This is a genomic window from Streptomyces purpurogeneiscleroticus (genome assembly GCF_020024005.1).
Classification (GTDB): Bacteria; Actinomycetota; Actinomycetes; order Streptomycetales; family Streptomycetaceae; genus Streptomyces; species Streptomyces purpurogeneiscleroticus.
In genome coordinates, this window is sequence record NZ_NHSG01000300.1 from 1 (window position 1) to 2,940 (window position 2,940).

The 2,940-nt window shown below is 73.2% G+C and carries 3 protein-coding genes and 1 pseudogene; 2 read left to right on the forward strand and 2 right to left on the reverse strand.

Annotated elements, in window-relative coordinates; all coding sequences use genetic code 11:
- Window positions 1-11: 11 nt before the first annotated feature.
- Complete coding sequence (locus tag CCS38_RS19340; RefSeq protein WP_223734550.1) at window positions 12-1,505, reverse strand: APC family permease; 1,494 nt, start codon at window positions 1,503-1,505, stop codon at window positions 12-14.
- 239 nt (window positions 1,506-1,744) lie between these two features.
- Between CCS38_RS19340 and CCS38_RS19345 the strand changes: the two genes are divergently transcribed.
- Window positions 1,745-2,452 carry a TetR/AcrR family transcriptional regulator gene (locus CCS38_RS19345; RefSeq protein WP_223734551.1) on the forward strand — a complete coding sequence of 236 codons (708 nt, stop codon included), beginning with the start codon at window positions 1,745-1,747 and terminating at the stop codon, window positions 2,450-2,452.
- Window positions 2,453-2,455: 3 nt separating this feature from the next.
- Window positions 2,456-2,650 (forward strand): annotated as a pseudogene (locus CCS38_RS19350) (GNAT family N-acetyltransferase); the annotation flags it as partial.
- A gap of 4 nt (window positions 2,651-2,654) precedes the next feature.
- Here CCS38_RS19350 and CCS38_RS19355 read toward each other — a convergent pair.
- A partial coding sequence (locus CCS38_RS19355) for an alpha/beta hydrolase fold domain-containing protein (RefSeq protein WP_223734552.1) occupies window positions 2,655-2,940 on the reverse strand: 286 nt, incomplete at its 5' end.

Genomic DNA, 2,940 nt, shown 5'->3' on the forward strand with positions numbered 1-2,940 from the left:
AGGGAGGCGGGTCAGCGGGCGGGTTCGGACGGTGGCGCGGCCGGCTCGCCGCCGCGGTCCATCGGGAGGGTGACCGTCTCGGCGTCCGTGCCGCGCCCCGTGACGAAGTACGGCGAGCGCCGCCCCCACTTGGCGCGTGCCGCGGCCACCAGCCCGGACGCCACGATCAGTACGGGAACGAGCAGCATGAACCAGCCGTTGTCGGGCCGCGCCTCGAAGTGGTCGCTCATGGTCGCGTAGTGGACCGCGAGATAGCCGCCGAGCCCGAAGAGGACCAGTCCGCTGAGTGCGGGGATCACCACGCCGGTGAGCGCGGCGCGGACTCCGGCGCGCAGGTCGGCGCGGAAGCGCAGCGCGCACGCCAGGGCGGTCAGGCCGTAGTAGAGGGAGACGAGGAGGCCGATCGAGTTGACCGCGGCGAGGATCATCTCGTTCAGCCGGGGGATGCCGAGGGCCAGTACGGCGACGGCCGCGGCAATGGCCATGATGACGACCGTACCCAGGGCGGGCGTGCCGAAGCGTGGGCTGACTTTCGTCCAGGCGCTGCCGAGGGTGCGGTCGCGGCCCATGGCGAGCGTGGCGCGGGCCGTGGGGATGACGGCGGCCTGCAATGAGGCGAAGGCGGAGCACATCAGGGCGGCCAGTGGCAGGGACGCCCACGGCTCGGGGGCGAGGTGCGTGCCGAGGAAGGTGAGCGCCTGCGGGCCGTTGTGCACCAGCTCCCCGTTGCCCATCACGCGCTGGAAGGAGACGGCGGCGAAGACGAACAGGGCCAGCATGACGGTGAGCGCGATGAGCCCGCCGCGCGCGGCGTCCCCGGCGCTCTTCGTCTCCTCGTTCACGGTGAACGCCGCGTCCCAGCCCCAGTAGAGGAAGACCGCGAGGATCAAACCCTGGACGAGTGAGGTCGTCGAGCCCATCTCGAAGGGGTTGAGCCAGGAGAAGGAGAAGGGCTGGTCGCCGACGGCCAGGCCCCAGGCGCAGAAGGCGAGCAGTACGGCGTACTCGAAGACCAGCAGCCAGAGCTGGAGGCGGGTGGCGGAGCGGACGCCGGTGACCGCGGTGACGGTCACGGCCACCAGCGCCACGAGCCCGATGACGGTGCTGGTCGCGGTGGAGTTCGGGTCCAGTGCAACGCCGAACACGGCGTGCGCCCCCAGCTTGTTGAGGAACTGCAGGATCACCGAGCCGGTGACGGCGCCGGTGTACGCCATGAAGACGACATTGCCGACCAGCACCACCCAGCCGGTGAGAAAGCCCGGCCAGGGGCCGATGGAGCGGCCCACCCAGGTGTAGCCGTTGCCGCAGTTGGGCTCGGAGCGGTTGAGCCGGGAGTACGCGAGGGCGATGCCGAGGATCGGCAGGAACGCCAGTACCAGCAGGGCGGGCGTCTGACGGCCCGCGTACACCGCGAGGGTGCCCATTCCGATGCCGATGCTGGTGGTCGCGGCGGTACTGGACGCGGCGATGGCCACGCCGTCCCTGACGCCGAGCGAACGGCGCATACGGGGGCTCGACGGACGGCCCGGTGAAGCGGGCGGCGCTGCTGGGGGCACGGGACACGCTCCTGGAAGGGGGAGGAGGGGCGCCGTGGCGGACCGGCGTGCGCCGATGAAACCGCCGCCGCCAGCACTATGTCAATGGCGTTGACGTAAGGTGGTGATTGACTGGCCCGGGCGCCGGCGGCCGGGCCGCGCCCCGGGCGCCACCGGACCGCCCGGAACCGACGACCGAAGGGCCGACCGTGGCACCACCCGACCGCGTCCCCACGGAACGCAGGCGACGCCGCCCCACCAAGAGCGGCGTCGTCCTGTCCGCGGAGCTGATCCTCGATGCGGCGCTGGAACTCCTCGACGCGCACGGCGCCGAGGCCCTCACCATCCGCCGCCTCGGCACCGCGCTCGGCGCCGACCCCAGCGCGGTCTACCGCTACTACCGCGGCGCCGAGGACCTGCTGCTCGCGTTGGGCGACCGCCTCATCGGCGAAGCGCTCGACGGCTTCCGGCCCGAGGACCACGACGACTGGGCCGCGGCGCTGCGGGACTTCGGGCTGCGCGCCTACCGCGCGGCGCTGCGCCACCCGCGCGTCGCCGTACTCAGCTCCTACCGTGTCACCCGCCGCCCCCACGAACAGCGCGCCGTGGAAACCGGCGTCGGCCTGCTGCGCCGGGCCGGCTTCGACGACGCCACCGCCGTGCGCCACTACCACGCCTTCGTAGACACCGTCCTCGGCCACGCGGCCCTGGACGCCGCGGTGCTGCGCCTCCCCGCCGACCAGCGGGCCGGCGACGAACAGGCGTGGAGCGAGGCGTACGCACAGCTGCCCGCCGACGCCTTCCCGCACCTGCACGCGGTCCGGGACCACCTCCCGACGATGGCAGGCCCGGCAGTGGAACACGCCCTCGATCTGCTGCTGTCGGCGCTGCGGGCCCAAGCCCCTTCAACGGTCTAGGACTTCACCGCCGAGGCGTGCGCGGCGGCACTCGGCTGGTTCGCCGACGCACTCCCCGGCGAGCCGGTGGTGCTCTGCACCCGGGCCGCCAACGGCCGCGCGCTGCGCCTCGCGGTGAAGCTGGGGTTCACCGAGGTGGAGCGGTTCGAGGAGTACGGCGCCGAGCAGTGGTTCGGCGTGTGGTCCCCAGCGGTCTAGCGGTCTAGCGGTTCAGCGCGGTGCGCAGCGCGGCGTGTGCCGCCTCGTTCGCTTCGGCGGCTGCGGGCAGTTGGCCCGGCATCCCGAAGAACCCGTGGAAGACCCCGTCGTAGCGCCGGACGTCCACCGCGACGCCGGCCTCCCGCAGCCGGCGGCCGTACGCCTCGCCCTCGTCGCGCAGCGGGTCGTACTCCGCGGTCAGGATGTGGGCCGGCGGCAGCCCGGAGAGATCGGCCGCGGCGAGCGGCGAGGCGTAGGGGTGCACATCGGGGGAGGGGCGCGCATCGGGG